At 74.7% G+C, this 3,022-nt stretch carries 2 protein-coding genes; one reads left to right on the top strand and one right to left on the bottom strand.

The genetic code is table 11. The annotated features are described in order from the left end of the window. Positions 1-1,730: FAD-dependent oxidoreductase (locus GTW67_RS23775; RefSeq protein ID WP_161166835.1), on the bottom strand; the 1,730-nt coding region annotated here is incomplete at its 3' end. A 165-nt stretch (positions 1,731-1,895) separates the two neighbouring features. Between GTW67_RS23775 and GTW67_RS23770 the strand changes: the two genes are divergently transcribed. Further along, on the top strand, positions 1,896-2,855 hold the full coding sequence (locus GTW67_RS23770; RefSeq protein WP_161166836.1) for an LLM class F420-dependent oxidoreductase: 960 nt from the start codon (positions 1,896-1,898) through the stop codon (positions 2,853-2,855). Positions 2,856-3,022: the final 167 nt, after the last annotated feature.

The following is a 3,022-nucleotide window of genomic DNA, read 5'->3' as shown; positions in this document are numbered from 1 at the left end:
GCCTCAGCGCCGGGCCGGCTCCCGGCCGCCGCGCCGCCGGACGCCTGCCCGGCCGGTCCGCCGGTGGGCCGGCCCTTGGCCGGTCCGCTGCCGGGCTGGTTCTTCGCCGGTTCGTCGCCCGGCCGGCTCCGCGCCGATCCGCCACCGGGCTGGTTCGTGACCGGCTCCCCACCGGACTCGCCCTGGGCCGGACCGCCGGTGGGCCGGCCCTCGGCCGCCGCACCGCCGGACCCCTGCTTGGCAGGACCGCCGCCGGACTGGTCCTTGGCCGGTCCACCGCCGGGACGGCCCTCGGCCGCCTCACCGCCGGACTGGCGCTTCGCCGGCTCAGCGCCCCGCCGGCTCTGCGGCCGTTCGCTGTCGGGTGCAGCCCCGGTGGGCTTGTCGTCGGGGGCCGCCGCTCCCGTCTGCCGGGGGGCCGAACCCGCCGGGATCCGGGCCAGTTCAGGGGATGCCGATTCCAGGGGGACCGACCAGGAGCGTACGAGGCCCAGTTGCACCGCCTGCCGGGGCAGCACCGCGTCCAGCAGCCAGTCCGCCGCGACCCGGACACGGTTGCCCGGCATCGCCGCGAGGTGGTAGCCGCGGGTGACCGCGCCGGCGAGCGGGCCGGGCAGCGGAACGCCGAGCGGGTTGGCCGCGGCCTTCGTGCCGCCCAGGTCCACCACGAAGCCCAGGTCACGGTGCCGGTAGGGCCGCCGCTCCCCGCCGATGCCCAGCGACGCGGCGACGTTGTGGGCGCAGACCTTGCCGTGCCGCCACGCGTGCTGCGCGGTCATCGGCGTGTACTCGCCCGGCTTGTCAAGGTCCGGAACCGCCGCCACGTCACCGCACGCGAACAGCTCGGGCCGCCCCGGCACCTGGAGGTGCGGGTCGACCAGCAGCCGGCCGCGTTCCATGGGCAGCCCCAGGGACTCCACGAGCGGGTCGGGCCGTACGCCCACGCACCACACCAGCGTCCGCGTGTCGACACTCGTGCCGTCGGTCAGCACGACCCCGTCGTGCGTGGCCTCCTTCACCGAGGTCCCCATCCGCACGTCGACGCCCCGCTGCCGCAGCACCCGCTCGGCGGTGCGGGAGAGCCGTTCGTCCATCTCGGGCAGGACCCGCGGCGCCACGTCCAGCAGCATCCAGCGGGGCCGCATGCCCGTGCGCATCGGGTGCTTGCGGACCTGTGCGTCGGTGTACATCTGACCGTGCGCGGCGACCTCCGTGCCGGTGTAGCCCGCGCCGACCACGACGAACGTGCACCGCGCGGCGCACTCCGCCCGGTCGGCGGAGGACGCGGCCAGCTCCACCTGCCGGGTCACGTGGTCGCGCAGATACAGCGCCTCCGGCAGCCCCCGGAAGCCGTGGGCGTGCTCGGCGACGCCGGGGATGGGCAGCAGCTTGTTGACGCTGCCCGCGGCGAGCACCAGCCGGTCGAAGGGCAGCGTGCCCTTCTCTCCCTCGGGGCCCGTGTAGTGCACGGCGTGCCCGTCGAGGTCGATGCCGTCGGCCTCGCCGAGCACCAGCCGGACGCGCGGCAGGGTCCCCGACAGGGACACGCTGACCCGGCGCGGTTCCAGGATGCCCGCGGCGACCTGGGGCAGCAGCGGCAGATAGAGGAAGTAGTCGGTCGGGTTGAGCAGGGTGATGTCGGCCTGGTGCCGGGTCAGCCGGGACAGGGTGCGGGCCGTCCGGTACCCGGCGAAGCCGGCACCGACGATCACGATGCGGGGTCGGCTCACGGTTCGCCTCCGGGCTGTCGCGTACCTCGTGAGCTTTCCGCGTCCCCTTGACCAGGGCCCCCAAACGTCCGGGCGGGGCGCGCCCGCGCCCCCGCCGCCGGTTTCCGGACCGGCGCCCGGGTACTCGGGCCGGGACCCACCCGCCCCATGTCCTGGAGGCAGCCCATGCCCGAGTACGGCTATTTCCTTTCCTGCGAGCAATTCGGTCCCGCGGAGCTCGTCGAGCAGGCGCGGATGGCCGAGCAGGCCGGGTTCCAGGCGCTGTGGATCTCGGACCACTACCACCCGTGGAACGACGAGCAGGGGCAGAGCCCCTTCGTGTGGTCGGTCATCGGCGCGCTGTCCGAGGCCGTGTCGCTGCCGATCGAGACGGCGGTGACCTGCCCGACCGTGCGCATCCACCCGGCGGTGGTGGCCCAGGCGGCGGCGACCAGCGCGGTGATGACCGAGGGCCGCTTCCGGCTCGGCGTCGGCACCGGCGAGGCGCTCAACGAGCACATCCTCGGCGACGCCTGGCCGGCCGCGCACGTGCGCCTGGAGATGCTGGAGGAGGCCATCCTGATCATGCGCCGGCTGTTCACCGGCGAGGAGGTCAACCACCACGGCACTCACTACACGGTGGAGAACGCCCGCCTGTACACCGTCCCGGACGAGCCCGTCCCGATCGACATCTCCGGCTTCGGCCCGGCGGCGACCAAGCTGGCGTCCCGGGTGGGCGACGGCTACATCACGATGATGCCGGACGCCTCGATGGTGGAGCAGTACCGCAAGGGCGGGGGCGGCGGCAAGCTGGTCAGCGGGGGCACGAAGGTCTGCTACGACACCGACCGGGACGCGGCGGTGCGGACCGTGCACCGGCTGTGGGCCAACGAGCTGCTGCCGGGCGAGCTGGGCCAGGTGCTGCCTTCGCCGAAGCACTTCGAGCAGGCGCAGACCCTGGTCACCGAGGACATGGTGCGTGAGAACCGGGTGTGCGGCGAGGACGTGGACGAGCACGTCGCGGAGCTGAAGCAGTTCGCCGACGCCGGCTTCGACCGCGTCTACGTCAACCAGATCGGCCCCGACCTGCGCGGCTTCTTCGACTTCTACCGCACGAAGGTGCTGCCGCAGCTCCAGGAGACCTGAGCCGCCCCGGCGGCGCGCAGTACGGAGCCCCCGGACCGCGGGTCCGGGGGCTCCGTCGTGTCCGGGGCCGTCAGGCGCGGCGGCCGTGCGGGTCCTCGGGGGTGGTGTCGTCCTGGCGCGGCGCCGTGGCTGTGGTGCCGCCCGGGGCGGGGGTGGCCGGGGCGCCG

Origin of the sequence: Streptomyces sp. SID5910 (genome assembly GCF_009862125.1) — a bacterium.
Classification (GTDB): Bacteria; Actinomycetota; Actinomycetes; order Streptomycetales; family Streptomycetaceae; genus Streptomyces.
The sequence above is the reverse complement of the archived record's forward strand: the minus strand, read 5'-3'. Positions and strand labels throughout refer to the sequence as shown.